We start from the raw sequence: 23,339 nt of genomic DNA, 5'->3' as shown, positions 1-23,339 counted from the left end.
ACATGGGGCACGGACAGGAATGGAGGGACGTATGATCCACAAGAATTGGGCTGAACTGATCAAGCCGACCCAGCTGGAGGTTCGCCCCGGCGCAGACCCGACCCGCGTGGCCACGGTCGTCGCCGAACCGCTGGAGCGCGGCTTTGGCCTGACGCTGGGCAACGCCCTGCGCCGGGTGCTGCTGTCGAGCCTTCAGGGCGCGGCCATCACCAGCGTGCAAATCGACAACGTTCTGCACGAGTTTTCGTCCGTCGCCGGTGTGCGCGAAGATGTGACGGATATCGTCCTGAACCTCAAGGGCGTTTCGCTGCGTATGGAAGTCGAGGGGCCCAAGCGCTTGTCGATCAACGCAAAAGGCCCGGGCGTCGTAACCGCTGCCGACATCGCGGAAACCGCCGGCATCGACGTTCTGAACAAGGACCACGTGATCTGCCACCTCGACGACGGTGCGGATTTCTACGTGGAACTGACCGTCAACACCGGCAAGGGCTATGTCTCGGCCGACAAGAACAAGCCGGAAGACGCGCCCATCGGCCTGATCCCGATCGACGCCATCTATTCGCCGGTCAAGAAGGTCGCCTATGAGGTGCAGCCGACCCGTGAGGGCCAGGTGCTGGACTATGACAAGCTGACCATGAAGGTGGAGACCGACGGCTCGGTCACCCCCGAGGACGCGATTGCCTATGCGGCGCGCATCCTTCAGGATCAGCTGTCGATCTTCGTGAACTTCGAAGAGCCCGAAAGCGCCTCGCGTCAGGACGACGACGACGGTCTGGAATTCAACCCGCTCCTCCTCAAGAAGGTGGACGAGCTGGAGCTTTCCGTGCGTTCGGCCAACTGTCTGAAGAACGACAATATCGTCTATATCGGCGACCTGATCCAGAAAACCGAAGCCGAGATGCTCCGCACCCCGAACTTCGGCCGCAAGTCGCTGAACGAGATCAAGGAAGTGCTGTCCTCCATGGGTCTGCATCTCGGCATGGATGTCGAGGACTGGCCGCCGGACAACATCGAGGATCTCGCGAAGAAGCTGGAAGACCAGTTTTAAGCGCTACGGCGAGCGGTGGGCAGCATTGCCCACCCTACGCAAAAGGCCCCGTCCCGGACGTGATCCGGGACCTCACGCCCGGAGGCCCCGGATCACGTCCGGGGCGGGTTGGGCAAAAGACAGGGCAACCTGCCCCAAGGAGAGCGGCCCGCACGCATGGGCTGCCGGACAAAGCAAAACCGCCCGTAGAGGGCAAAAGGAGAAAGAAACATGCGTCACGCAAAAGGTTACCGCCGCCTGAACCGTACCCACGAGCACCGCAAGGCGCTGTGGGCGAACATGGCCGGCTCGCTCATCGAGCATGAGCAGATCAAGACCACCCTGCCGAAAGCCAAGGAACTCAAGCGCGTCATCGACAAGCTGATCACCCTCGGCAAGCGCGGCGATGTGCACGCGCGCCGTCAGGCCGCCGCCCAGCTCAAGCAGGACATCCACGTCGCCAAGCTCTTCGAGATCCTCGGCCCGCGCTACGCCGAGCGTTCGGGCGGCTATTGCCGCGTGCTGAAGGCCGGCTTCCGCTATGGCGACATGGCGCCGATGGCGATCATCGAGCTGGTCGACCGCGATGTCGACGCCAAAGGCTCCGCCGACAAGGCCCGCCTGGCCGCGCTGGAAGCCGCCGAAGACTGATCTTCGACCGGTTCGGAACAGGAAAGGCGCCGCAGGGATCGCTCCCGCGGCGCCTTTTTCTTTGCGCAACCGGCCCCTGCCAATCAGGCGGTTTCGAGCTCCTTCTTCACCAGCGCCTCGATCTTGTCGACCGGATGGTTGGTGAGCGTTTTCGGCACCTCGGCGATCACCCGATCCGACACCTCCTTGTGCAGCGCCTCGCGCAGATCGCCCAGCACCTTGGGCGCGGCGACCAGCACCAGCCGTTCGAACGCGCCCTTATGGGCCTCGTCATATAGATGCTCCGCCAGATCCGCCGCAAAGCGCTCCTTTTGCAGCTCGTGCCAGTCGGTATCGGCCATGGCGGAGCGCTGCTGCACGCCGCCATCCTGCATCCGGCCCGGGCGGTTGGCGCCCTGCTCTCGATCCGAGGGGTTTTCCTGCACCTCCTCGCCGAACAGGTCCAGATTGGGGTTCTCGTGATCGGTCAGATTGCGCAGGAAAAGCGCCTTTTCGCTGTCGGTCACGACGACCCAGGTGCCTTGCTTCAGTTCGATCATGGTCACTCTCCTTACGATTCGGATTTCTCGTCGGATTTGCGGACCCGCGTCGCACCGGGCCGGTCCTGCTCCGCGCGCTTGAGCAGGTCGCGCGTGCCGACCTTACGCTCCACCTGGCCGCCGTCGCGGCCCTGCTGCGCCGGCGTGTCCGCCTTGTCGAGATACTCTTCGGTCTCGCGGCGGCCGTCTTCGGATCTGTGTCGCTCTGCCATGGGGTCCTCCTTTGCTGCCTCGACCCAACGCCCGGGGCACGATCCGCGTTCCTGCGCCCCGGCTTGAATCCGCCGGGTCAGGCGGGCATATGCGAAGGATCAGGAGGTCCAACCATGCTCCGCATCTGCCTTATCGCCCTCAGCCTCGCCGCCGCGCCGCTCGCCGCCCAGACGCCCGAGCCGCGCGTGCCGGAAAGTCAGGCCGAGATCTCCCTCAGCTTCGCGCCGCTGGTGAAACAGGCCACCCCGGCGGTGGTCAATATCTACGCCCGCCGCGTCGTGCAGTCGCGCAGCCCGTTCGCCGGCGATCCGCTCTTCGGCAATCTTTTCCGCGATTTCGGCGGGCGCCCCCGGGTGCAGAACTCGCTGGGCTCCGGCGTGATCCTCTCGGAAGACGGGATCGTCGTGTCGAATTATCACGTCGTCGGCCAGGCCACCGATATTCGCGTGGTGCTCAACAACGGCGCGGAATACGAGGCCAGCGTGCTGATCGGCGACGAGGAGGCGGATCTCGCCATCCTCAAGCTGGAGGATGCGGGCGAAATGCCCTTCCTGCCGCTGCGCGACAGTGACACGGTGGAGGTGGGCGAGCTGGTGCTGGCCATCGGCAACCCGTTCGGGGTGGGTCAGACTGTCTCCTCCGGCATCGTCTCGGGGCTGGCGCGCTCGGGCACCGCCACGGGCAATGCGCGCGGCTATTTCATCCAGACCGATGCGCCGATCAACCCGGGCAATTCCGGCGGTGCGCTGATCGACGTCAAGGGCCGGCTGATCGGGGTGAACACCTCGATCCTCACCCGCTCCGGCGGCTCGAACGGCATCGGCTTCGCCATCCCCTCTGCGCTTGTGGCGCAGTTCGTCGACCAGGCCCGCGCCGGCAATAGCGATTTCGAGCGGCCCTGGGCCGGGATGATCGGCCAGCCGGTGAACGCCGATCTCTCCGAAAGCCTCGGGCTCGGCCTGCCGAATGGCGTGCTGATCGCCGATCTGCATCCCGAAAGCCCCTTTGCCAAGGCCGGGCTGGAGGTGGGCGACGTGGTGCTGGATGTGGACGGCCAGCCGGTCAACACCCCGCCCGAGATGCTGTTCCGCATGTCGGTGCGCGGGCTCGGTCATGTGGCGCGCATACGCTACCTGCATGACGGTGCGCCGCAGATGGCAGAGGTCGAGATGATCGCCGCCCCCGAGACGCCCCCACGCAAGGCGGTGACGCTGGATGAGGATGCGGTCCTGCCCGGGCTGGCGCTGGCGCGGATCAACCCGGCGGTCGGCGCGGAGCTGAACATGCCCCTGCCCGATGACGGTGTGGTGGTGACCGATCCCGGCCCTTACGGCGCGCGCATCGGGTTGCGCCCCGGAGACGTGCTGCGCGCCATCAATGGCCGCGCGGTGGAGAAGACCGGCGATGTGGGCCGGCTGCTGGAGCGCGCCGCCCCGCGCGTGCGGATCGACGCGCTGCGCGGCGGCGGTCGGGTCTCGCTGCGGTTCCGGACCTGAGCCTGTGGCCGATCTCTTCGACAAGGGTCCCGGCGCAACGCCCGAAAGCACCGCGCCCCGCCCGCTGGCCGACCGCCTGCGCCCCAAGACGCTGGGCGAGGTGATCGGGCAGGAGCAGGTTCTCGGCCCCGACGCGCCGCTCGGCGTGATGCTGGCCTCGGGCTCGCTGTCGAGCCTGGTGTTCTGGGGGCCGCCGGGCGTGGGCAAGACCACCATCGCGCGGCTGCTGGCGGATGCGACCGAGCTGCATTTCGTGCAGATCAGCGCGATCTTCACCGGCGTGCCGGAGCTGCGCAAGGTCTTCGAGGCGGCCAAGCACCGCCGCGCCAACGGTCAGGGCACACTGCTGTTCGTCGACGAGATCCACCGTTTCAACAAGGCGCAGCAGGACGGCTTTCTGCCGCATATGGAGGACGGCACGATCCTGCTCGTCGGCGCCACCACAGAGAACCCGAGCTTTGAGCTGAACGCGGCGCTTTTGTCGCGGGCACAGGTGCTGGTGCTGGAACGGCTGGCGCTCGCCGATCTCGAACGGCTGGCGCAGCGCGCCGAGAAGGAGCTCGACCGCCCTCTGCCCCTCGACGGCGCGGCGCGCGAGGCGCTGCTGGAGATGGCCGATGGCGACGGGCGCGCGCTTTTGAACCTCATCGAGCAGGTGATGGCCTGGCGGGTGACGGGCAAGCTCGACACCGATGCGCTGACCCACCGGCTGATGCGGCGCGCGGCGCAATACGACAAATCCGGCGACGGCCATTACAACCTGATCTCGGCGCTGCACAAATCCATCCGCGGCTCCGACCCGGACGCGGCGCTCTACTGGTTCTCGCGGATGCTGGAGGCGGGAGAGGATCCGCGCTTTCTCGCCCGCCGGCTGACCCGCATGGCGGTGGAGGATATCGGCCTCGCCGATCCGCAGGCACAGGTCGTCTGCATCGACAGCTGGCAGACCTATGAGCGGCTGGGCTCGCCCGAGGGCGAGCTGGCGCTGGCCAATGCGGTGATCTATCTGGCGCTCGCGCCGAAATCCAACGCCGCCTATGCCGCCTACAAGGGCGCCCGCGCGGCGGCGAAAAAGACCGGCTCGCTGATGCCGCCTAAACATATCCTCAACGCCCCCACCAGGCTGATGAAGGAACAGGGCTACGGCAGCGGCTATGCCTACGATCACGACGCCGAGGATGCGTTTTCGGGGCAGGATTACTTCCCCGAGGATATGGGCCGCACGCAGTTCTATGCGCCCGTGGAACGCGGCTTTGAGCGCGATCTGAAAAAGCGCGTGGAATATTTCGCCCGGCTGCGGCGCGAGCGGAACGGCTGAGCAGGCGCCACATGCCCCGTCACAAGCAAAAAGGCGCGCCGTTGCGGGCGCGCCTTTGTCATTCGCAAGCGGCGGGCGCTCAGGCCTTCAACGTCTCCGTCGAGGAGAAGAACATCGCCTGGCTCACCGCAGAACGCACCTGATCCTCGGAATAGGGTTTGGAGATGAGGAAGGCCGGTTCCGGACGCTCGCCGGTCAGCAGCCGCTCGGGGAAGGCGGTGATAAAGATCACAGGGCGCTCGCCCAGCTCTCCCAGAATATCGTTCACCGCGTCGATACCCGAGGAATTGTCGGCAAGCTGAATATCGGCAAGCACCAGATCCGGGGCTTCTTTCGCGGCGAGCTTCACCGCCGCATCGCGGGTGCGGGCCACGCCGGTCACCCGGTGGCCGAGATCGGCGACGATGCTTTCGAGATCCATGGCGATGATCGCCTCGTCCTCGATGATCAGCACCCGGCCCGAGACCGCATCCGCCATCTCGTGCCGGGCCATACGCACCAGCTCGTCGGCCTCTTCGGTCGAGATCTGCATGACCTCGCCCACCTGGCTGAGACTGAATTCCTCGATCGTGTGCAGCAGCAGCGCCTCGCGGCTGTTGGTGGTCAGCTTGGACAGACGGTCCTGCGCCTTGGCGAGCGCGCCCGCATCCTCGCTCGCGACCGGTGCGCCGGTTGTGGCCCAGATCCCGTGGAAGACGCGGAACAGCCCGACCTTGGGCGTGCTGGCCTCGATGGCGGCGCTGCGGTCGGCAAGAATGGCTTCGAGCGTGGCGGCGGCGTAATTGTCGCCGGTGCTCTGGCTGCCGGTCAGCGCGCGCGCGTAGCGGCGCAGATAGGGCAGCGCTGCTCCGATACCCTGACTCAGGTCACCCTTTGTCATCATGATCTTCCCTTTTTGCGTTTTTTCGGGAACCAAACGTATCTTAACTGCATTGGTTCCCGCAGAGTGGAAAAAAAGTGCGCGGGCACCGTAGAAAGCAGTAAGGACAGTCATGGGTCAGACGCGGAGAAAAGACAAAGACACCGAGGTGATCGACGAGAACCTGCGGCGGGTCTATCAGGACATGCTCGACGAAGCCGTTCCCGACCGGTTTCTCGACTTGATCGCGCAGCTGCGCGCGCAGGACGAGGGCAGCGAACCGACCGGGGGCGAATCCAAATGAGCGCCGACCCTCGCGACGAGATCGTCGACCATATCCCGGCATTGCGCGCCTTCGCACTGTCGCTGACCCGCAATGGCGCAGTTGCTGACGACATGGTGCAGGACACGCTGGTCAAAGCCTGGACCAAGATCGGCACTTTCGAGGCCGGCACCAATATGCGGGCATGGCTGTTCACCATTCTGCGCAACACCTATTACTCGAACCGGCGCAAGGCAGGGCGCGAGGTCTCGGACGCCGAGGGCATCTTTACCGAAAGCCTGTCGGAAAAGCCCGCCCATGACGGGCGTCTGCAAATGGCCGATTTCCGCCGCGCCTTCGTGCAGCTTTCCGACGAGCAACGTGAGGCGCTGGTACTTGTCGGTGCGCAGGGCTTTTCCTATGAAGATGCGGCAGAGACCTGCGGCGTTGCCGTCGGCACGATCAAGAGCCGTGTCAACCGCGCCCGGGCGCGGCTGGCGGAATTGCTCAAGCTCGACGACGAGGACGAGTTGGAGATGACCGACCAGGCGACCATGGCCGTCGTGGCGGCAGGGCGCGCGGGCGGTGTGCTGAGCTGAGTCGCTCTGCTGGCGGGAACGTCTTGAAAACGAACGGAACGCTATGAATCACGCGGACAGCCCGCGCCTGCGGCCCATGGGCCTTGCGGCGCGCATGATCCTCTTTCTGACGCTGGCTCTGGTACCGATCGGGGTCGTCGCGTATTTTCAGACGTCGAAGCTCCAGCAGGAAACACGGCTGCGTTCGCAGCTTTCGCTTGTGGCGCTGACCGAGGCCGCCGCGGTGGGCGAGCGCGAAGCGGTGTTGCGCGCGCAGGGCGTGGCGCAGGCGCTGGGGGCAACGCTGGGCCAGGAGCTCGGCGATCTCGACGATGACGAGGAATGTTCCCTGCGTCTCTCCTCCTATCTGGCCGCATCGCCCGGCTATTCCTTTGCCGCGCTGATGACTGCCGATGGCGGGATCCCCTGTTCCTCTGCCGGCCCCGGGCTCGACAGCCGGACATCTCCTCGGCTTCAGGCCCTGCTCGACTCGCCCGGCGCCGCGGCCTGGCTCAACCGGTCGGCACCGATCAGCAAGCGCTCCGTCATCGTCGTTGCCGAACCCTACTACACCGGCGAAACTCTGGCAGGCCATGTGTTGCTCTCGGTGCCCTCCTCGCTGCTACCTCAAGGACAGAAGCTCGACGTTCCCAACGACTTCGAGGAATTGGTGACGATCAACGAGCACGGCGAAATCCTGTCCTCGCGCGAAGGCGTGGACAACGCCGCGAGGCTCCTGCCCGCCGATCTCGATCTCGCCAGCCTCGTCGGCGCGCGTGCACAGAGCTTTGCAGCACGCAGCGCCGACGGCAAAACCCGTGTCTACGCGGCGGCCCCGCTGGTCCCCGGCATGGTCCATGCGCTGGGGATCTGGAGCCGCGACAACGCCGAGGCGCAGGCGATCACCGTCAGCGGCATCGCCAAGGCGCTGCCGCTGCTGATGTGGGCGGCCTCGGTGATCGTGGCGTTCCTCGCCGTGAACCGGCTGGTGATCCGCCACGTCAAACGCCTGTCGCGGCGCATGCGCACCTTTGCCCGAACCCGCCGCATCGCCGACCTGCGCGTGCGCGGCGAAATGCCGGCGGAGCTGGCCGAGATGGAGGACGATTTCCTCGACATGGCCGAGGGCATCCTGCGCGACGAGGCGCAGCAGGAAAACGCCCTGCGTGAAAAGACCATCCTGCTCAAGGAAGTGCATCACCGGGTAAAAAACAACCTCCAGCTCATTTCCTCGATCATGAACATGCAGATCCGTCAGGCGCGGGCCGCCGAGACGCGCATGGTTCTGCACCGCTTGCAGGACCGCATCCGCAGCCTGGCGACGATCCACCGCAATCTCTATCAGACCGACGATCTCGGCCATGTGGATGCCGGCCAGCTGCTTGGCGATCTGGTGCAGCAGATGGCGCAGATGACCGAAATCAGCGGGCGTCCGGTGAAGGTTGAAACGGAACTGGATCCGATCGAGGCGGTGCCCGATCAGGCGGTGCCGGTGTCGCTGCTCACCGCTGAGGCGCTGACCAATGCGATGAAATACGCCGCCCCGCCTGAGGGTGCGCGCGAGGCCAGAGTCTTTGTCCGCTTTGTGCGCGACGAAGAGGCCGGCGCCCTGCTCGAGATCACCAACACCGCCGCCCCGGAAGGTCCGGCGCGCGCCGGGGAAGAGGCCGATATGGATATCGAGCCCGCCGGGCTGGGCTCACGTCTGATCCAGGCCTTTGCCATGCAGCTCGGCGGCACGCTGGAGCAGGGGCTCGAGGGCGGGACTTACCGAGTCCGGGTGGCGTTTGCGCTGAAGGATTTCGAACCGGACGAAACCGTGCCGACCGGGGTGCCCAATGTCCGCGATTTCTGATCCGCCGCCGGTCCTGCCGCTGCCGCGCCCGCACACGGCTGACGGGCGCGCGCGGCATGTCGGTGTCGAGATCGAACTGTCCGGGCTCACCGAGGCGCGGGTGGCGGCGCTGCTGAGCGGCAGCCTGGGCGGGCAGGCGCGCGAAAAGCTGCCGGGACAATGGCAGGTGATCGACAGCGCGCTCGGCGATTTCGAGATCTATCTCGACAGCCGCCCGCTGCTGAAGCTGGAATACGAGGGGCTGGGCCGGCAGCTGCGCGATCTGGCGCGCAACGTGGTGCCGGTGGAGATCGTCTCCAAGCCGCTGGAGATCGCGCAGATCACCCAGCTCGACACAGCGCTAGACCGGCTGGCCGAAGCCGGCGCGACGGGCACCAGTGGCGGAGTGCTTCTGGGCTTTGGCGTGCATTTCAACCCCGAGGCGGTGTCGCTGACTTTCGACGATATCGCGCCGGTGCTGACCGCTTACGCGCTGGTCGAGGACCACCTGCGCCGTATCGCCGGGATCGACATGTCGCGCCGGCTGCTGCCCTGGGTCGATCCCTATCCGCGCGCGCTGATCGACCGGCTGGCGGCGCCCGGGGCGCCGGCCACCATGGCAGCGCTGATCGACACCTATCTGGAGCATGCGCCGTCGCGCAATCACGGGCTCGATATGCTCTGCCTGTTTGCGCAGATCGACCGCACGCGGGTGGCGCGGGTGATGGATATGGAGCAAATCTCGGCCCGGCCCACCTATCACTGGCGGCTGCCCGACTGCCGCATCGATGAGCCGAACTGGTCGCTGGCCAGGGAGTGGAACCGCTGGGTGCTGGTCGAGCGGGTGGCGGAGAATGCCGCCCTGCTGGAGCGGCTCAAAGCCGCCTGGCGCGCGCACCGCGCCTCGATGACGACGATCCGCCCGGACTGGGCGTGGAAGGTGCAGGAACTGCTGCTGGAGGCGGGGCTGTGAGGCCGGTGATCGGGGTCACGGTATCGCGCCGCTCGGGCTGGCGGGTGTTTCCGCTGATGGCGCTGGCGATCCGGCTCGCGGGCGGGCGGGCGCTGCGCTGGCAGACGGGCTATCGCAAGGTCGATCTCGACGCGGTAGACGGGGTGGTGATCGGCGGCGGCGACGACATCGCGCCGACGCTTTACGGCGGCGAGCTGCGCGTCGGCGTGCGACTCGACCCGGCGCGCGACAAGCTGGAACAGGACGTGCTGCGCGGCGCCTTCGAGCGGCAATTGCCGATCCTGGGGATCTGCCGTGGCTCACAGATGCTCAATATCGTGCTGGGCGGCACGCTGCATCAGGATGCCTACCGGGTCTACGATTCGCGCAATATCCGCACGATCCTGCCGCGCAAGAAGGTCTCGATCGGCAGCGGCACGCTGCTGGCGCACTCTGCGCGGGCGGAATGTCTCTATGTCAACGCGCTGCACAGCCAGGCGGTGGACCGGCTCGGCGATGGTTTGCAGGTGGCCGCGCGCGATGAGGGCGGCATGGTGCAGGCCATAGAGCGCATGAGCGACCCGTTCGCGCTGGGGGTGCAGTGGCATCCGGAACATCTGATCTATCGCCGCGCCCACCGCCGTCTGTTCCGCTCGCTGGTGGCGGCGGCCCGCGCCGGGCGTGAGAATGCCGCGCAGCTTCCCGCCGCCGAGGCAGAGGCAGAGCAGGCCAGCGCGGCGCTCTGGAACTAGCAGGGAGCCCGGCGGGACGTGGGCCGACGGTGGGCAAATTGCCCACCCTACGGCGCGCTGGAGGGCCACGCGGGCCTGATAATCGCGCGCGCGCTTGACAAGCCGCCCCCCACGCGACACATCGCCGGGATGAGCTTCACCCTTCTTCAGGTCGCCCTTGGGGGCGCATTGGGCGCGTCGTCGCGCTATCTCACCGGCGTCGGGATGACCGCGCTGATGGGGCGGAGCTTTCCCTGGGGAACGCTCACCGTGAACATCCTCGGCTCCTTCCTGATGGGGGTTCTGGTCGTGGTGCTGGCGAATTTCTCGGCCACGCGTTTCGCCCCCTTCCTCACCATCGGTTTTCTCGGCGGCTTCACCACTTTCTCTTCCTTCTCGCTGGATTTCGCCACGCTCTACGAGCGCGGCGAGGTGGCGCTGGCTCTGGGATACGTGGCCGCCTCTGTGCTGGTCTCGCTCGCGGCGCTCTTCGCCGGGCTCATGGCCGCAAGGAGCGTCTTCGCATGAGCGGCGTACAGACCATCACCGTCGGGCCGGGGGATGGCGACCAGCGCCTCGACCGCTGGCTCAAGCGGCTCTTCCCGCATCTCCAGCAGGGGCGCATCGAAAAGATGTGCCGCAAGGGCGAGCTGCGCATCGACGGCGCCCGCGCCAAGGCCTCGACCCGGCTCGCGACCGGCCAGCAGGTGCGCATCCCGCCGCTGCCGGAGCCCGGAGAGAAACCCGCTGCCGCGCCGAAGCCCAAGGTCTCGGAGGCCGACGCCAAGCTCATCCAGTCCTGCGTGCTCTGGAAGGACGACCATATCATCGCGCTGAACAAGCCGCCGGGCCTGCCGAGCCAGGGCGGCAGCAAGCAGACGCGCCATGTGGACGGGCTCGCCGAGGCGCTGAGATTCGGCTTCGACGAAAAGCCGCGCCTCGTGCACCGGCTCGACAAGGATACCTCGGGCGTGCTGCTGCTGGCGCGCACCCGCGAGATGGCACAGGCGCTCACCGCTGCGATCCGCCACCGCCGCACGCGCAAGATCTACTGGGCGCTCGTCGCCGGCGTGCCCACCCCCTATCTGGGCGAGATCCGTTACGGGCTGGTCAAAGCTCCGGGACACGGGCGCCATGGCGAGGGCGAAAAGATGATCTGCGTGCACCCGCGCGACATGAACACGACCCCCGGCGCGCAGCGGGCGCATACGCTTTACGCCACGCTCTACCGCGTCGCCGGCCGCGCCTCCTGGGTGGCGCTGGAGCCGATCACCGGACGCACCCACCAGCTGCGCGCGCATATGGCCGAGATCGGCCACCCGATCATCGGCGACGGCAAATATGGCGGCTCGGGGCAGGAAAATCTCGGCGACGGCTGGGGCGCGCAGCTAGGCGGGGTGATCTCAAAAAAGCTGCACCTGCATGCCCGCTCGATCAGCTTCGAACATCCGGTGACCAGGAAGCCCGTCACCGTCACCGCCCCCCTGCCCGAGCATATGGCCCATAGCTGGGAGACGCTGGGCTGGGCCGAGGATATCGCCGCCGACGACCCGTTCGAGGAGCTGCACTGACATGGATCTGCGTCTTGTGATCTTCGATGTCGACGGCACGCTGGTGGACAGCCAGGCCGATATCATGGCCTCGATGACTGCCGCCTTCGAAAGCGCCGGCCTGCCGGTGCCCGACCGCGAGGCGGTGCTGTCGCAGGTCGGGCTGGCGCTGCCCATCGCGCTGATGGAGCTGGCGCCCGCCGCCAAGGCGCAGCACGAGAGCATGATCGCCGCCTACAAGCAGCGCTATTTCGGTCTGCGCAGCGAGAAGGGCACGCCGCAGAGCTCGCCGCTCTTCCCGCATGTGCGCAGCGTGCTCGATCAGCTCCACGCGGAGGACGAGACGCTTCTGGGCATCGCCACCGGCAAATCGCGCCGCGGGCTCGACGCGCTGCTCGACGGGCACGATTTGCGCCCGCTCTTCGTGACCCAACAATGCGGCGACGATCACCCGTCGAAACCGCACCCGGCGATGCTCGAAGCGGCGCTGTCGGAGACCGGCGTGCCGGCAAAGCGCGCGGTGATGATCGGCGATACCAGCTACGACATGCAGATGGCGCGCGCGGCGGGGATGCTCGCGGTGGGCGTCAGCTGGGGATATCACGACGCCGCACGGCTGAAGGACGCGCATCTGGTGATCGAAGACATCCGCGCCCTGCCCGGCCTGCTGGCACAGATCTGGGAGCAGAGCGCATGAGCGAATGGGCCCCCCGCAGGTTCTATACGGACGCAACCGCCGCGCCCGCCGAAGGCGGGTTCGGCGTGTTTCTCGACGGGCGTCGGGTGATGACCCCGGGCAAATCGCCGCTGGTGGTGCCGACCAGGGCGCTGGCCGAGGAGATCGCGGCGGAATGGCAGGCGCAGGAGGAAAAGATCGACCCCGGCGCGATGCCCTTCACCCGCACTGCCAACAGCGCCATCGAAAAGGTCGCGCCGCAGCGGGAGGCGGTGGCGCAGATGCTGGCGGAGTACGGTGACGCCGATCTGCTGTGCTACCGCGCCGAAGAACCCGAGGCGCTGGTGCAGCGCCAGGCCGAGCGCTGGGATCCGATGCTCGACTGGGCCGAGACGGCGCTGGGAGCGCGGCTGGAGCCCCGCACCGGGCTGATGCATGAGGCGCAGGACGCCGGCGCGCTGGAGACACTGGCCGCGCGCGCGCATCTGCTCGATCCGTTCGAACTGGCGGCGTTTCATGACCTGGTGTCGCTGAGCGGCTCGCTGATCCTGGGATTCGCCGCCACCGGCACCGAGCACGATCCCGAAGATCTCTGGGCGCTCTCCCGGCTTGACGAAAGCTGGCAGGAAGAGCTCTGGGGCGTCGATGAGGAGGCCCGGGAAATGGCAGCGCACAAACGTGCGGCATTTCTTCACGCGCATCGCTTTTTTGCCCTGTGTCGAGCCGCTTAATCGGGTCTCGCGTCGAATTTCATTGCACAATATCCCGGCATCGCGGGACGTTTTTACCGGACGGGTGGCTTGACCTCCCAGAACGTTTCCGAACAAACTCGCGGGCACCAGAGGGGGGGAGCACCCACTCATCGGTATTCACGGCCTTCGGGCCACGGAACCGGCTCATGAGGGGCCGGACAACAGGAAGAGGTTAACATGAAGAAAACCGTAATCCTTGGCGCACTCACGGTTGCCGGTCTGGCAGCAGGTGCGGCCAGTGCGGCGACTCTCGACGACGTCAAGGCGCGTGGCAACCTGAACTGCGGCGTGTCCACCGGCCTGACCGGTTTCTCGGCCCCCGACGCAAACGGCGTTTGGCAAGGCTTTGACGTGGCGGTCTGCCGTGCCGTTGCCGCGGCCGTTCTCGGCGATCCGATGGCTGTCGAGTTCGTCCCGACCACCGGCCAGACGCGCTTTACCGCGCTCGCCTCCGGTGAAATCGACATGCTGGCCCGCAACACCACATGGACCTTCTCTCGCGACAACGACCTCAAGTTCGAGTTCGTCGGTGTGAACTACTATGACGGCCAAGGCTTCATGATTCCGAAAGAGCTGGGTGTAAGCTCGGCCAAGGAACTCGACGGCGCCACCGTCTGCATCCAGACCGGCACCACCACCGAGCTGAACCTCGCGGACTTCTTCCGCGTGAACAACATCAGCTACGAGCCGGTGCCGATCGAAACCAACGCCGAAGCGCAGCAGCAGTATCTGGCCGGCGCTTGCGACGTCTACACCACCGACGCCTCGGGCCTCGCCGCCACCCGCGCCTCCTTCGAGGCGCCCGGCGATCACGTCATCCTGCCGGAAATCATCTCGAAAGAGCCGCTGGGCCCGCTGGTCCGTCACGGTGACAACGAGTGGGGCGACATCGTGCGCTGGACCCTGAACGCCCTGATCGCCGCCGAAGAATACGGCGTGACCTCGGCCAATATCGGCGAGCTGTCGGCCGCGCCGGGCAACAATCCGGAAATCAACCGCCTGCTGGGCACCGAGGGCGAACTGGGCTCGATGATCGGCCTGGAAGCCGACTGGGCTCAGAAAGCCATCATGGCCAACGGCAACTACGGCGAGATCTTCGAGAAGAACATCGGCGAAAACACCCCGATTGGCCTGTCGCGCGGCCTGAACGCGCAGTGGACCGAGGGCGGCCTGATGTACAGCCCGCCGTTCCGCTGATCGGAACCGCAAACGGGGGCGCGGGGGTAACACCCCGCGCCCTTTCCACCTAAAGACCCATAACAACGACAAATCAAAGACCAATACGAGTTTCCGAAGAGGGGCAGGAGGCCGGATCAACCGGCACGGCGCCCAGGAAGAACGGAAGCCGCCGGGGAGAAGAAAATGACGACGATGACGGACCCGCCGGGGCAAGGCTTCCGGCTGTCGCAGCTTATCTACGACACACGCTATCGCTCTATGACCATCCAGGTCGTAGCCATGATTCTGCTGATGCTGTTGTTCTCCTGGCTCGTCTCGAACACGATCCACAACCTTCAGAATCTGGGCAAGGATTTCGATTTCGGCTTTCTGAGCCAGCCCTCCGGCTACGACATCAACCAAAGGCTGATCGAATATAACAGTCAGAGCACGCATGGGCGCGCGGCACTTGTCGGCATCATCAACACCGTGCTGGTGGCCTTTCTGGGCTGTGCTCTCGCCACCGTCCTGGGCGTGATCGCCGGGGTGCTGCGCCTGTCCAGCAACTGGCTCGTCTCGCGGCTCATGGCGGTCTATGTCGAAGGCTTCCGCAACGTGCCGCTGCTGCTCTGGATCGTGCTGATCTTTGCGCTGATGACCGAGAGCACCCCGGCCCCCAGCGCATTCCGTGGAGAAGATCCGGATTCCACGATGCTCTTCGACGTGATCGCGATCACCAACCGCGGCGTCTATATTCCCGCGATCCATTTCGGCACCCCTCTCTTCACCAACGGGTTCTTCAACTGGCTGCTGGTACTGATCGTGCTGGGCGCGTCGATCTTCGGCATCCAGCGGCTGCGGCACTGGGCCACCGAAAAGCAGGAGGCCACCGGCGTCCGCCCGACCACCTGGTATTTCATTCTCGGCCTGCTGGTGATCCCCACCGCCATCCTCATGGTGCTGATGGGCGCCTTCTGGGACATTCCTTCGCTTCAGGGCTTCAATTTCGGCGGCGGCATCCACCTGCGCAACTCGCTCATCGCGCTCTGGCTGGCGCTGTCGCTCTATACCGGCGCCTTCATCGCCGAGATCGTGCGCGGCGGCATTCTCGCCGTCTCCAAAGGCCAGACAGAGGCCGCCTATGCGCTGGGGCTCCGCCCGGGCACCACAATGAACCTGGTGATCCTGCCGCAGGCGATGCGGGTGATCATCCCGCCGCTGATCTCGCAGTTCCTCAACCTGACCAAGAACAGCTCTCTCGCCATCGCCGTGGGCTATATGGACGTCCGCTCGACCCTGGGCGGCATCACCATCAACCAGACCGGGCGCGAGCTGGAAGGCATGCTGCTGCTGGGGCTGTTCTATCTGGTGCTGAGTCTGCTGATCTCGGGCGCGATGAACATCTACAACTCGTCCGTGAAGCTGAAGGAGCGGTGACATGAGCGAAACACATGCACAGACCGTCGCCTATGTCCGCGACAGCATGGTCGAGCAGCGCGAGCCGCCGCTCTCGCAATCCGGCGCCTACAAGTGGATCCACGAGAACCTGCTGTCCTCCTGGGTCAATGTCCTGCTCACCATCGTCTCGCTCTGGGTGATCTGGGTTGCGCTCAGCCACGTTGTGCCCTGGGCGGCGCTGGGGATCTGGAGCGCCGACAGCCTGGCGCAGTGCCGCGAGATCCGTGACGAGATCTACGGCGCCGGTGCCTCGGTCGCCTGCTGGGCGGTGATCGGAGAGCGCTGGAACCAGCTGCTCTTCGGCTTCTACCCGCCCGAACTCTACTGGCGGCCGGTGCTGGCCTTTGTGGTCTTCCTCATGGCCATCGCACCGGTGCTCTTTGCCTCGCTGCCGCGCAAGATGCTCTGGGGCTCGCTTTTGGCGCCTTTCGTGCTGTTCTGGTTGATCTGGGGCGGCTCGGCCTGGATGCCCGTCGCGGTCGCCCTGGGCTTTGTGCTGGGCTGGGCGGTGCTGCGCTTTGCAGGGCCGGCCATCGGCGCGCTCGGCGGGCTGATCCTCGCCATCGTGGTGCCGGTGCTCTACTGGGCCTTCGTCGCCGGTCCGCTGGCCGGCGGGCTCGCGGCGGCAATTCCCATCGGGCTGGAGCCGGTCGGCTCCAACGATATCGGCGGCTTCATGCTGGCCACGATCATCGGCGTCTCGGGCATCGTGCTGTCGCTGCCGCTGGGCATCGTGCTGGCGCTGGGGCGGCAGTCGGATCTCTTCATCATCAACAAATGCTCGGTGATCTTTATCGAGGTCATCCGTGGCGTGCCGCTGATCGTCTGGCTCTTCACCGCGTCGCTGCTGCTGAACTACTTCCTGCCGCCGGGGACGAATTTCGACCTCATGCTGCGGGTGATCATCATGGTGACGCTGTTCTCCTCGGCCTATATCGCCGAGGTTGTGCGTGGCGGGCTCGCGGCGCTGCCCAAGGGCCAATACGAGGCCGCCGACGCGCTGGGGCTCGATTACTGGAAGAGCATGCGGCTGATCATCCTGCCGCAGGCGCTGAAGATCTCGATCCCCGGCATCGTCAACACCTTCATCGGGCTCTTCAAGGACACCACGCTGGTGGTCTTCATCGGCCTGCTCGACCCGATCGGACTATCTAACGCGATCCGCGCCAGTACCGAGTGGAATGGCATCTACTGGGAGCTCTTCGTCTTTATCGGCCTGTGCTTCTTCGTGTTCTGCTTCAGCATGGGCCGCTATTCCCTGTTTCTCGAGAAAAAGCTCCGCCGTGAGCATCGTTAAGGAGACCTGATCATGCAACAACAAGCGACCGAGACCGTCGACCGCAGCCACATGACGGTCTCCGACGAGGTGGCCATCCAGATCACCAAGATGAACAAATGGTACGGCAGTTTCCATGTGTTGCGCGACATCGACCTGACGGTGCATCGCGGCGAGCGGATCGTCGTCGCCGGGCCCTCGGGCTCAGGGAAGTCGACCATGATCCGCTGCATCAACCGGCTCGAAGAGCATCAGGCCGGACAGATCATCGTCGACGGCACCGAGCTGGGATCGGATCTCAAGAACATCGACAAGATCCGCTCCGAAGTCGGCATGGTGTTCCAGCATTTCAACCTCTTCCCGCATCTGACCATTCTGGAAAACTGCACGCTGGCGCCGATCTGGGTGCGCAAGATCCCCAAGAAAGAAGCCGAGGCCACGGCGATGCATTTTCTCGAAAAGGTGAAGATCCCCGAGCAGGCCAACAAATATCCTGGTCAGCTCTCGGGCGGTCAGCAGCAGCGCGTGGCCATCGCCCGCTCGCTCTGCATGAAGCCGAGAATCATGCTCTTCGACGAGCCGACCTCGGCGCTCGACCCGGAGATGATCAAGGAGGTGCTCGACACGATGGTTTCGCTTGCCGAAGAAGGCATGACCATGATCTGCGTGACGCATGAGATGGGCTTTGCGCAGGCCGTGGCGAACCGGGTGATCTTTATGGACGCGGGCCAGATCGTGGAGCAAAACGAACCGAAGGAGTTCTTCAACAACCCGCAGCACGAGCGCACCAAGCTCTTCCTGAGTCAGATCCTCGGCCACTGAGGCCCCCTGCCCTGCAAGCAGATGGCCTGCCCCACCCGGGGCGGGTCTTTTTTGTGGCCGGCTCCGGCAGCAAGAATTTTCGTAAGAAAATTCTGCTACCCAAGATTCTTCGTACGAAGAATCTTGGGCCCCGCCACACACAGCATCAAACGAGAAGGGCCCGGAAGCACATGCTCCCGGGCCCGATCCCTAACCGTTTCAAACGCGCTCAGCCGCGCTCTTCGACGATTTCCACAAGATGCGGGATCTTGGCGACCATACCGCGCACGGCGGGGGTGTCTTCCAGTTCACGCGTCTTGTTCATCTTGTTCAGGCCCAGGCCCACCAGCGTCTGACGCTGGATGGCGGGGCGACGGATCGGCGAGCCGATCTGCTTCACGACGATTGTCTTAGCCATGGATCTCAGACCTCCTCGGCCACGAGGGTTGCATCGGCCGACGCTTCTTCGCGCTTCGGCAGGATATCGGCGACCTTCTTGCCGCGGCGCTGCGCGACGTTGCGCGGCGACTGCTCGCGGGTCAGGCCATTCAGCGTGGCACGGATCATGTTGTAAGGGTTCTGCGAGCCGGTCGATTTGGCGACCACGTCGTGAATACCCAACATTTCGAACACGGCACGCATCGGACCGCCGGCGATGATACCGGTACCGGTCGGTGCGGTGCGCATGACGACCTTGCCCGCGCCGTGGCGGCCTTCGATGTCGTGATGCAGCGTGCGGCCTTCTTTCAGCGGCACGCGGATCATCTTGCGCTTCGCCTGCTCGGTGGCCTTGCGGATGGCCTCGGGGACCTCCTTGGCCTTACCCTTGCCAAAGCCGACACGGCCCTTCTGGTCGCCCACGACGACGAGCGCGGCAAAGCCGAAGCGCTTACCGCCCTTCACGGTCTTGGACACGCGGTTGATCGCAACCAGGCGATCGGCGAATTCCGGGGTCTCGTCGCGGTCGCGACGGTTGCCACGGCGGTTATCACGTTCTGCCATCAGGCATTCCTCTGTTCAGGGTCGGCGCGCATCGGCCAGGGCCGTCTTGCACCGGTTTTTCTCCAATCCAGGTGCCGCGTGCACTGCGCTGGCCCGGATCATCGAGGCGTCTCCGCCTACAGGAAACGGGGCGACAGCGCCGCCCCGCGGAACGATGCGCAGGGTGGGCCATCGGCCCACCGCCACGATCAGATCTTCAGGCCCGCCTCACGCGCGGCGTCGGCCAGGGCCTTGACGCGACCGTGATACAGAAAGCCGCCACGGTCGAAATAGGCTTCGTCCACGCCAGCCGCCTTTGCGCGCTCGGCCAGCAGAGCGCCGACCTTCTGGGCCGCCTCCACATTGCCTTTGCCGACGACGCCCAGATCCTTCTCCATCGAGGAGGCGGATGCGAGCGTCACGCCGCGCACGTCGTCGATCAGCTGCACGCTGATGTTCTTGTTCGAGCGGTGAACCGACAGCCGCACGCGGCCGGCGTTCACCTTGCGAAGCTTGTTCCGGACGCGCAGGCGGCGCTTGAGGAACAGATCCCGTTTGCTGTTTGCCATTTTTCGCGTCCTTACTTCTTCTTGCCTTCCTTGGCGAAGATGTACTCACCTTTGTAGCGAATACCCTTGCCTTTGTACGGCTCCGGACGGCGCCAGTCGCGGATATTCGCCGCCACCTGACCGACCTCTTGGGCGTTGTGGCCCTCGATGATGATTTCCGTCGGCTTCGGCGTGGTGACCGTGATGCCCTGCGGAATGTCGAAATTCACATCGTGGCTGTAGCCGAGGTTCAGCTTCAGGGTCGAGCCCTGAACCTGCGCGCGGTAACCCACGCCCTGGATCTCGAGCTCTTTCTTGAAGGTGTTCGACACGCCGTGAACCATGTTGGCCACGATGGTCCGGGACATACCCCACTGCTGACGGGCGCGCTTGGAATTGCCGCGCGGCGTCACGGTGATGGTGTTGTCTTCGACCGCAATGGTCACATCGTCGGTGGCGTTGAAGATCTGGCTGCCTTTCGGCCCCTTCACTTCCACGGTCTGGCCGCTGACGGATGCGGAAACACCCGAGGGCAGCTCAACCGGCTTTTTCCCAATACGAGACATGCGTCCCTCCTTAGAATACCGTGCAGAGCACCTCGCCGCCGACATTGGCAGCGCGGGCGTTTGCGTCCGACATCACGCCCTTCGGCGTGCTGACAATCGACACACCCAGGCCCTGACGGACCGAGGGGATGTCCTTGACACCCATATAGACGCGGCGGCCGGGCTTGGAGACCCGCTGAAGCTCGCGAATGACGGGGGTGCCGTCGAAATATTTCAGGCTGATTTCCAGGGTCGGGTGACCGTTGGAATCGGTGCCGGACTCGTAGCCGCGGATGTAGCCTTCGTCTGCCAGCACGTCGAGCACCCAGGCACGCAGCTTGGAGGCCGGCGTGGTGACGGTGGACTTGCCGCGCATCTGCGAGTTGCGGATCCGGGTGAGCATATCGCCGATAGGATCGTTCATATCATACCCTCCTTACCAGCTCGACTTGACCACACCGGGAAGCTGGCCGTTCGAGCCGAGGTCGCGCAGGGCGATCCGGCTGATCTTGAGCTTGCGGTAGTAAGCATGGGGACGACCCGTCAGCTGGCAGCGGTTGTGCAGCCGGGTGGGCGAGGAATTGCGCGGCAGCTTCGCCAGCTTCAGGCGAGCCTTGAAGCGCTCTTCCATCGGTTTGGATTCGTCGGTCGCGATCTCTTTGAGCTCAGCGCGCTTGGCGGCGTATTTCTCCACCAGCGCCTGGCGCTTCTTTTCGCGTTCGATCATGGATTTCTTGGCCATGTGTCTCGCTCCTCAGGCGTTGAAGGGCATGTTGAAATGCTTCAACAGCGCCTTGGCTTCCGCGTCGGTTGCGGCGGTGGTGGTGATGATGATGTCCATGCCCCAGACCTCGTCGACCTTGTCGAACTCGATCTCGGGGAAGACGATGTGTTCCTTCACGCCCATGGCAAAGTTGCCGCGCCCGTCGAAGGACGGCTTCACGCCACGGAAGTCGCGGATGCGGGGCATCGCGATACCGATCAGGCGGTCGAGGAAATCATACATCCGGTCACCGCGGAGCGTGACCTTGGCACCGAGCGGCATCTCTTCACGAACGCGGAAGCCGGCGATCGACTTCTTGGCTTTCGTGGTGACGGCTTTCTGACCGGCGATGGCGGTCAGATCCTCAACGGCCGATTTGGCCTTCTTGGAATCGCGCACCGCCTCGGCACCACAGCCAATGTTCAGAACGATCTTGTCCAGACGCGGGATCTGCATCTCGTTCTTGTAGCCGAACTCTTCCTTCATCGCGGCCTTGATGCTGTCGCGGAACAGCGTCTTCAGGCGCGGGGTATAGGTCGCGGTATCAAGCATCGATCACGTCCCCCGTGGTCTTGGCGAAACGGACCTTCTTGTCGCCTTCCATGCGGAAGCCAACGCGGGTCGGTTTGCCGTTTGCATCGACGACGGCCAGGTTGCTCAGGTCGATGGGCATCGCCTGCGGCAGACGGCCGCCTTGCGACGTCTGGCTCTGGCGGGTGTGGCGAACGGCCATGTTGACGCCGCCGACAACGGCCTTGCCGGTTTTCGGGCTGACGGACTCGATGGTCCCGGTCTTGCCCTTGTCCTTGCCGGCGAGAACGATGACGTTGTCGCCCTTTTTCAGTTTGGCAGCCATGGTCAGAGCACCTCCGGAGCCAGCGAGATGATCTTCATGAAGTTCTTCGCACGCAGCTCGCGCACCACCGGCCCGAAGATACGGGTGCCGACCGGCTCGCCCGAATTGTTCAGGATGACAGCGGCGTTGCGGTCGAAGCGAATGGTGGTGCCGTCTTCACGGCGAACTTCCTTGGCGGTGCGCACGACGACGGCCTTACGGACGTCACCCTTCTTCACGCGACCGCGCGGAATGGCCTCTTTCACCGATACGACGATGATGTCGCCGACCGATGCATAGCGGCGATGCGAGCCGCCGAGGACCTTGATGCACTGAACTTTCCGGGCACCGGAATTGTCAGCGACATCCAGATTGGTCTGCATCTGGATCATGTGGTTTCTCCCGACCTTTGGGGGTTGTTCTTGGTCTACCCCCCAGGGTTTCGATCAAACCGAAAGGTGTCGTGGATTACTCCGCGATCACCTCCCAGCGTTTCGTTTTCGACTTGGGCGCGCATTCGATGATGCGGACCATATCGCCGACAGCGAATTTTTCCGCCTCGTCATGAGCGCGGTATTTCTTCGACTTCTTGATGGTCTTCTGCAGCACGGGGTGCTTGAAGCGGCGGACCACCTGAACCGTGACGGTCTGGGCGTTGGCGGTGGAGGTCACGGTGCCTTGCAGGATACGCTTGGGCATATTGGGAACTCCTTATTCCGCAGACGCCGCTGCCGCGGCTTTCTGGTTGAGCACGGTGTTGACCCGCGCCACGTCGCGGCGCACCTGACGGATGCGTGCGGTGTTTTCGATCTGGCCGGTGGCTTTCTGGAAGCGGAGGTTGAAGGCCTCCTTCTTCAGGGCCACAAGCTCGTCCCGGAGCTGGTCCGGGGTCTTCGAGCTGAGCTCTTTGGCGTCCATGTCGGTCGCTCCTTTGTTGCAACATCACCGGAGAGCCCCGTCGTTATGCGGGTCACCCTGATTCCCGGTGGAGGTGGATGAGCGGGCTCTATAGGCTGGTTGGGGGGCGTTGGCAAGGGTTAGCTTAGTCTCGCCCTGAGTTCGGTAAGAGTGGCATATCGAGCCTCTCCAGCATCGCATTCAGTATCAATTTGACGCCAACAATGATGAAAACTGGTTCTGGGAGTATGATCGGTCCGGGCTCCGGATACCTAGTCCGAAATGGACGATCATAGATGTCGTCTAATACACGAAGTTGATTAAACAGAATGCGCCACTCGAGTTCGGCATCGCGTGTTGGATCTGCACCTACACGCTCGGCCACTTCACCTGGTAGCGGAAGGTCTTTAGTGTTTTCGAATACACTGCCTAAGAGCTTCAACTCATCAAAGTAGGGCATAGAAGCACGATACCCTGCGTAGGTGCTATGCCCTAATCCTCTGATATCTTTATGGGAATGTGGCCTGCTGCCGGTTTCGTGGACACCGAGATAAGGTGTTTATGAAACCGGAGAAACTACATGACGAGAAGAGCATTCAGCCGCGAGTTCAAGCAGGAAGCGGTGGAATTGATCACGAA

At 64.6% G+C, this 23,339-nt stretch carries 31 protein-coding genes; 17 read left to right on the top strand and 14 right to left on the bottom strand.

The genetic code is table 11. The features are described 5' to 3' along the window. Positions 1 to 31 precede the first annotated feature (31 nt). Complete coding sequence (locus I6N89_RS20380; RefSeq protein WP_207020265.1) at positions 32 to 1,048, top strand: DNA-directed RNA polymerase subunit alpha; 1,017 nt, start codon at positions 32 to 34, stop codon at positions 1,046 to 1,048. Positions 1,049 to 1,258: 210 nt separating this feature from the next. Next, positions 1,259 to 1,678, top strand: coding sequence for a 50S ribosomal protein L17 (gene rplQ, locus I6N89_RS20375; RefSeq protein ID WP_207020264.1), 420 nt, complete (start codon positions 1,259 to 1,261; stop codon positions 1,676 to 1,678). Between the two features lie 83 nt (positions 1,679 to 1,761). Here rplQ and I6N89_RS20370 read toward each other — a convergent pair whose 3' ends face one another. Together I6N89_RS20370 and I6N89_RS20365 are read right to left on the bottom strand one after the other, a co-directional pair. Next, positions 1,762 to 2,217: a host attachment family protein gene (locus I6N89_RS20370; RefSeq protein WP_076696696.1), complete on the bottom strand. Its 456-nt coding sequence runs from the start codon at positions 2,215 to 2,217 to the stop codon at positions 1,762 to 1,764. Positions 2,218 to 2,228: 11 nt separating this feature from the next. Continuing rightward, on the bottom strand, positions 2,229 to 2,429 hold the full coding sequence (locus I6N89_RS20365) for a hypothetical protein (protein WP_207020263.1): 201 nt from the start codon (positions 2,427 to 2,429) through the stop codon (positions 2,229 to 2,231). 114 nt (positions 2,430 to 2,543) lie between these two features. Here I6N89_RS20365 and I6N89_RS20360 point away from each other — a divergent pair, with 114 nt between their 5' ends. After that, positions 2,544 to 3,926 (top strand): trypsin-like peptidase domain-containing protein, encoded by a 1,383-nt coding sequence (locus I6N89_RS20360; RefSeq protein WP_207020262.1) that lies wholly within the window; start codon positions 2,544 to 2,546, stop codon positions 3,924 to 3,926. Positions 3,927 to 3,930: 4 nt separating this feature from the next. After that, positions 3,931 to 5,244 carry a replication-associated recombination protein A gene (locus I6N89_RS20355; RefSeq protein ID WP_207020261.1) on the top strand — a complete coding sequence of 438 codons (1,314 nt, stop codon included), beginning with the start codon at positions 3,931 to 3,933 and terminating at the stop codon, positions 5,242 to 5,244. A gap of 79 nt (positions 5,245 to 5,323) precedes the next feature. On the opposite strand, the gene I6N89_RS20350 is transcribed toward I6N89_RS20355, so the two are convergent. Then, positions 5,324 to 6,124 (bottom strand): response regulator, encoded by an 801-nt coding sequence (locus I6N89_RS20350; protein ID WP_207020260.1) that lies wholly within the window; start codon positions 6,122 to 6,124, stop codon positions 5,324 to 5,326. Positions 6,125 to 6,272: 148 nt separating this feature from the next. On the opposite strand from I6N89_RS20350, the gene I6N89_RS25715 reads away from it, so the two are divergent. The 13 genes from I6N89_RS25715 to I6N89_RS20285 all read left to right on the top strand — a co-directional run bounded on the left by I6N89_RS25715 (position 6,273) and on the right by I6N89_RS20285 (position 18,152). Then, positions 6,273 to 6,407 (top strand): NepR family anti-sigma factor, encoded by a 135-nt coding sequence (locus I6N89_RS25715; protein WP_419247629.1) that lies wholly within the window; start codon positions 6,273 to 6,275, stop codon positions 6,405 to 6,407. Next, positions 6,404 to 6,964 carry an RNA polymerase sigma factor gene (locus I6N89_RS20340; RefSeq protein WP_207020258.1) on the top strand — a complete coding sequence of 187 codons (561 nt, stop codon included), beginning with the start codon at positions 6,404 to 6,406 and terminating at the stop codon, positions 6,962 to 6,964. Before I6N89_RS25715 ends, I6N89_RS20340 begins: the two co-directional genes overlap by 4 nt. Before the next feature lie 43 nt (positions 6,965 to 7,007). Further along, complete coding sequence (locus I6N89_RS20335) at positions 7,008 to 8,798, top strand: sensor histidine kinase (RefSeq protein ID WP_207020257.1); 1,791 nt, start codon at positions 7,008 to 7,010, stop codon at positions 8,796 to 8,798. Then, complete coding sequence (locus I6N89_RS20330) at positions 8,782 to 9,750, top strand: amidoligase family protein (RefSeq protein WP_207020256.1); 969 nt, start codon at positions 8,782 to 8,784, stop codon at positions 9,748 to 9,750. Before I6N89_RS20335 ends, I6N89_RS20330 begins: the two co-directional genes overlap by 17 nt. Then, positions 9,747 to 10,481, top strand: coding sequence for a type 1 glutamine amidotransferase (locus tag I6N89_RS20325; RefSeq protein WP_328805909.1), 735 nt, complete (start codon positions 9,747 to 9,749; stop codon positions 10,479 to 10,481). The genes I6N89_RS20330 and I6N89_RS20325 overlap by 4 nt, the downstream gene beginning before the upstream one ends. Before the next feature lie 129 nt (positions 10,482 to 10,610). Then, positions 10,611 to 10,988 carry a fluoride efflux transporter CrcB gene (gene crcB / locus I6N89_RS20320; protein ID WP_207020255.1) on the top strand — a complete coding sequence of 126 codons (378 nt, stop codon included), beginning with the start codon at positions 10,611 to 10,613 and terminating at the stop codon, positions 10,986 to 10,988. Beyond that, complete coding sequence (locus I6N89_RS20315) at positions 10,985 to 12,031, top strand: RluA family pseudouridine synthase (protein WP_207020254.1); 1,047 nt, start codon at positions 10,985 to 10,987, stop codon at positions 12,029 to 12,031. Before crcB ends, I6N89_RS20315 begins: the two co-directional genes overlap by 4 nt. A gap of 1 nt (position 12,032) precedes the next feature. Continuing rightward, a complete protein-coding gene (locus tag I6N89_RS20310; protein ID WP_207020253.1) occupies positions 12,033 to 12,707 on the top strand; it encodes an HAD-IA family hydrolase in 675 nt (224 codons plus the stop codon). Further along, a complete protein-coding gene (locus I6N89_RS20305) occupies positions 12,704 to 13,417 on the top strand; it encodes an ATP12 family chaperone protein (RefSeq protein WP_207020252.1) in 714 nt (237 codons plus the stop codon). Before I6N89_RS20310 ends, I6N89_RS20305 begins: the two co-directional genes overlap by 4 nt. Before the next feature lie 198 nt (positions 13,418 to 13,615). Next, positions 13,616 to 14,635, top strand: a complete 1,020-nt coding sequence (locus tag I6N89_RS20300) for an amino acid ABC transporter substrate-binding protein (RefSeq protein ID WP_207020251.1) — start codon at positions 13,616 to 13,618, stop codon at positions 14,633 to 14,635. Between the two features lie 165 nt (positions 14,636 to 14,800). Then, complete coding sequence (locus tag I6N89_RS20295; protein ID WP_207020250.1) at positions 14,801 to 16,033, top strand: amino acid ABC transporter permease; 1,233 nt, start codon at positions 14,801 to 14,803, stop codon at positions 16,031 to 16,033. Between the two features lies 1 nt (position 16,034). After that, on the top strand, positions 16,035 to 17,351 hold the full coding sequence (locus I6N89_RS20290; RefSeq protein WP_207020249.1) for an amino acid ABC transporter permease: 1,317 nt from the start codon (positions 16,035 to 16,037) through the stop codon (positions 17,349 to 17,351). Positions 17,352 to 17,363: 12 nt separating this feature from the next. Then, positions 17,364 to 18,152 (top strand): amino acid ABC transporter ATP-binding protein, encoded by a 789-nt coding sequence (locus I6N89_RS20285; protein WP_328805908.1) that lies wholly within the window; start codon positions 17,364 to 17,366, stop codon positions 18,150 to 18,152. A gap of 208 nt (positions 18,153 to 18,360) precedes the next feature. Here I6N89_RS20285 and rpmD read toward each other — a convergent pair whose 3' ends face one another. From rpmD to rpmC, 11 genes are all read right to left on the bottom strand, one after another. After that, positions 18,361 to 18,549 (bottom strand): 50S ribosomal protein L30, encoded by a 189-nt coding sequence (rpmD, locus tag I6N89_RS20280; protein ID WP_007255202.1) that lies wholly within the window; start codon positions 18,547 to 18,549, stop codon positions 18,361 to 18,363. Positions 18,550 to 18,554: 5 nt separating this feature from the next. Next, entirely contained in the window at positions 18,555 to 19,133 is a 579-nt protein-coding gene (gene rpsE, locus I6N89_RS20275; protein ID WP_076696718.1) for a 30S ribosomal protein S5, read from the bottom strand. A 188-nt stretch (positions 19,134 to 19,321) separates the two neighbouring features. After that, on the bottom strand, positions 19,322 to 19,681 hold the full coding sequence (rplR, locus tag I6N89_RS20270) for a 50S ribosomal protein L18 (protein ID WP_207020248.1): 360 nt from the start codon (positions 19,679 to 19,681) through the stop codon (positions 19,322 to 19,324). Positions 19,682 to 19,692: 11 nt separating this feature from the next. Beyond that, positions 19,693 to 20,226: a 50S ribosomal protein L6 gene (rplF, locus tag I6N89_RS20265; protein ID WP_207020247.1), complete on the bottom strand. Its 534-nt coding sequence runs from the start codon at positions 20,224 to 20,226 to the stop codon at positions 19,693 to 19,695. A gap of 10 nt (positions 20,227 to 20,236) precedes the next feature. After that, a complete protein-coding gene (gene rpsH, locus I6N89_RS20260) occupies positions 20,237 to 20,629 on the bottom strand; it encodes a 30S ribosomal protein S8 (RefSeq protein ID WP_076696724.1) in 393 nt (130 codons plus the stop codon). A 12-nt stretch (positions 20,630 to 20,641) separates the two neighbouring features. Further along, positions 20,642 to 20,947, bottom strand: coding sequence for a 30S ribosomal protein S14 (rpsN, locus tag I6N89_RS20255; RefSeq protein WP_076696726.1), 306 nt, complete (start codon positions 20,945 to 20,947; stop codon positions 20,642 to 20,644). A gap of 12 nt (positions 20,948 to 20,959) precedes the next feature. Beyond that, the gene (gene rplE, locus I6N89_RS20250; RefSeq protein ID WP_207020246.1) at positions 20,960 to 21,520 is read right to left on the bottom strand and encodes a 50S ribosomal protein L5; all 561 of its coding nucleotides are present in this window, start codon (positions 21,518 to 21,520) and stop codon (positions 20,960 to 20,962) included. Continuing rightward, a complete protein-coding gene (gene rplX / locus I6N89_RS20245) occupies positions 21,513 to 21,824 on the bottom strand; it encodes a 50S ribosomal protein L24 (RefSeq protein ID WP_207020245.1) in 312 nt (103 codons plus the stop codon). The genes rplE and rplX overlap by 8 nt, the downstream gene beginning before the upstream one ends. Positions 21,825 to 21,826: 2 nt before the next feature. Beyond that, positions 21,827 to 22,195: a 50S ribosomal protein L14 gene (rplN, locus tag I6N89_RS20240; protein ID WP_207020244.1), complete on the bottom strand. Its 369-nt coding sequence runs from the start codon at positions 22,193 to 22,195 to the stop codon at positions 21,827 to 21,829. Between the two features lie 76 nt (positions 22,196 to 22,271). Beyond that, the gene (rpsQ, locus tag I6N89_RS20235; protein ID WP_008885289.1) at positions 22,272 to 22,502 is read right to left on the bottom strand and encodes a 30S ribosomal protein S17; all 231 of its coding nucleotides are present in this window, start codon (positions 22,500 to 22,502) and stop codon (positions 22,272 to 22,274) included. Positions 22,503 to 22,514: 12 nt separating this feature from the next. Beyond that, positions 22,515 to 22,721: a 50S ribosomal protein L29 gene (gene rpmC, locus I6N89_RS20230; RefSeq protein WP_076696734.1), complete on the bottom strand. Its 207-nt coding sequence runs from the start codon at positions 22,719 to 22,721 to the stop codon at positions 22,515 to 22,517. Between the last annotated feature and the right edge of the window lie 618 nt (positions 22,722 to 23,339).

It is taken from the genome of Salipiger abyssi (assembly GCF_017311415.1).
Classification (GTDB): Bacteria; Pseudomonadota; Alphaproteobacteria; order Rhodobacterales; family Rhodobacteraceae; genus Salipiger; species Salipiger abyssi_A.
This window is presented reverse-complemented; position numbering and strand designations above follow the sequence as displayed.

What these genes read in the sequence shown, in the direction of transcription:
- rpsN (WP_076696726.1), bottom strand. Translation starts at nt 20,947, where the DNA reads ATGGCCAAGAAATCCATGATCGAACGCGAAAAGAAGCGCCAGGCGCTG.
- I6N89_RS20295 (WP_207020250.1), top strand. Translation starts at nt 14,801, where the DNA reads ATGACGACGATGACGGACCCGCCGGGGCAAGGCTTCCGGCTGTCGCAG.
- I6N89_RS20285 (WP_328805908.1), top strand. Translation starts at nt 17,364, where the DNA reads ATGCAACAACAAGCGACCGAGACCGTCGACCGCAGCCACATGACGGTC.
- rplX (WP_207020245.1), bottom strand. Translation starts at nt 21,824, where the DNA reads ATGGCTGCCAAACTGAAAAAGGGCGACAACGTCATCGTTCTCGCCGGC.
- I6N89_RS20380 (WP_207020265.1), top strand. Translation starts at nt 32, where the DNA reads ATGATCCACAAGAATTGGGCTGAACTGATCAAGCCGACCCAGCTGGAG.
- rplN (WP_207020244.1), bottom strand. Translation starts at nt 22,195, where the DNA reads ATGATCCAGATGCAGACCAATCTGGATGTCGCTGACAATTCCGGTGCC.
- I6N89_RS20300 (WP_207020251.1), top strand. Translation starts at nt 13,616, where the DNA reads ATGAAGAAAACCGTAATCCTTGGCGCACTCACGGTTGCCGGTCTGGCA.
- rpsQ (WP_008885289.1), bottom strand. Translation starts at nt 22,502, where the DNA reads ATGCCCAAGCGTATCCTGCAAGGCACCGTGACCTCCACCGCCAACGCC.
- I6N89_RS20360 (WP_207020262.1), top strand. Translation starts at nt 2,544, where the DNA reads ATGCTCCGCATCTGCCTTATCGCCCTCAGCCTCGCCGCCGCGCCGCTC.
- I6N89_RS20370 (WP_076696696.1), bottom strand. Translation starts at nt 2,217, where the DNA reads ATGATCGAACTGAAGCAAGGCACCTGGGTCGTCGTGACCGACAGCGAA.
- rplE (WP_207020246.1), bottom strand. Translation starts at nt 21,520, where the DNA reads ATGCTTGATACCGCGACCTATACCCCGCGCCTGAAGACGCTGTTCCGC.
- rpsH (WP_076696724.1), bottom strand. Translation starts at nt 20,629, where the DNA reads ATGAACGATCCTATCGGCGATATGCTCACCCGGATCCGCAACTCGCAG.
- rpmC (WP_076696734.1), bottom strand. Translation starts at nt 22,721, where the DNA reads ATGGACGCCAAAGAGCTCAGCTCGAAGACCCCGGACCAGCTCCGGGAC.
- rpsE (WP_076696718.1), bottom strand. Translation starts at nt 19,133, where the DNA reads ATGGCAGAACGTGATAACCGCCGTGGCAACCGTCGCGACCGCGACGAG.
- I6N89_RS20350 (WP_207020260.1), bottom strand. Translation starts at nt 6,124, where the DNA reads ATGACAAAGGGTGACCTGAGTCAGGGTATCGGAGCAGCGCTGCCCTAT.
- I6N89_RS20310 (WP_207020253.1), top strand. Translation starts at nt 12,033, where the DNA reads ATGGATCTGCGTCTTGTGATCTTCGATGTCGACGGCACGCTGGTGGAC.
- rplQ (WP_207020264.1), top strand. Translation starts at nt 1,259, where the DNA reads ATGCGTCACGCAAAAGGTTACCGCCGCCTGAACCGTACCCACGAGCAC.
- rplF (WP_207020247.1), bottom strand. Translation starts at nt 20,226, where the DNA reads ATGTCTCGTATTGGGAAAAAGCCGGTTGAGCTGCCCTCGGGTGTTTCC.
- rpmD (WP_007255202.1), bottom strand. Translation starts at nt 18,549, where the DNA reads ATGGCTAAGACAATCGTCGTGAAGCAGATCGGCTCGCCGATCCGTCGC.
- I6N89_RS20335 (WP_207020257.1), top strand. Translation starts at nt 7,008, where the DNA reads ATGAATCACGCGGACAGCCCGCGCCTGCGGCCCATGGGCCTTGCGGCG.
- crcB (WP_207020255.1), top strand. Translation starts at nt 10,611, where the DNA reads ATGAGCTTCACCCTTCTTCAGGTCGCCCTTGGGGGCGCATTGGGCGCG.
- I6N89_RS20315 (WP_207020254.1), top strand. Translation starts at nt 10,985, where the DNA reads ATGAGCGGCGTACAGACCATCACCGTCGGGCCGGGGGATGGCGACCAG.
- I6N89_RS20340 (WP_207020258.1), top strand. Translation starts at nt 6,404, where the DNA reads ATGAGCGCCGACCCTCGCGACGAGATCGTCGACCATATCCCGGCATTG.
- I6N89_RS20305 (WP_207020252.1), top strand. Translation starts at nt 12,704, where the DNA reads ATGAGCGAATGGGCCCCCCGCAGGTTCTATACGGACGCAACCGCCGCG.
- rplR (WP_207020248.1), bottom strand. Translation starts at nt 19,681, where the DNA reads ATGGCAAACAGCAAACGGGATCTGTTCCTCAAGCGCCGCCTGCGCGTC.
- I6N89_RS20365 (WP_207020263.1), bottom strand. Translation starts at nt 2,429, where the DNA reads ATGGCAGAGCGACACAGATCCGAAGACGGCCGCCGCGAGACCGAAGAG.
- I6N89_RS20330 (WP_207020256.1), top strand. Translation starts at nt 8,782, where the DNA reads ATGTCCGCGATTTCTGATCCGCCGCCGGTCCTGCCGCTGCCGCGCCCG.
- I6N89_RS20290 (WP_207020249.1), top strand. Translation starts at nt 16,035, where the DNA reads ATGAGCGAAACACATGCACAGACCGTCGCCTATGTCCGCGACAGCATG.